Origin of the sequence: Burkholderia sp. Ac-20392 (assembly GCF_017104585.1) — a bacterium.
Classification (GTDB): domain Bacteria; phylum Pseudomonadota; class Gammaproteobacteria; order Burkholderiales; family Burkholderiaceae; genus Burkholderia; species Burkholderia lata.
In genome coordinates this window covers 1-235 of record NZ_JAAGPB010001209.1, presented here as the reverse complement: position 1 = coordinate 235, position 235 = coordinate 1, and the positions used below count along the sequence as shown (strand labels likewise).

The 235-nt window shown below is 71.5% G+C and carries 1 protein-coding gene; it reads right to left on the bottom strand.

Annotated features, from left to right (window positions below; genetic code table 11):
- The coding region (locus G3N99_RS42325) for a hypothetical protein (RefSeq protein WP_241012124.1) at positions 1-235 on the bottom strand (235 nt) is incomplete at both ends.

The following is a 235-nucleotide window of genomic DNA, read 5'->3' as shown; positions in this document are numbered from 1 at the left end:
ACTTCCGGTACCTCGGGCACCTCCGGTACGTCGGGCACTTCCGGCACGTCGGGCACCTCCGGCACGTCGGGCACCTCCGGTACGTCGGGGACTTCCGGCACGTCGGGCACTTCCGGTACCTCGGGCACCTCCGGTACGTCGGGCACTTCCGGCACGTCGGGCACCTCCGGCACGTCGGGCACCTCCGGTACGTCGGGGACTTCCGGCACGTCGGGCACTTCCGGTACCTCGGGCA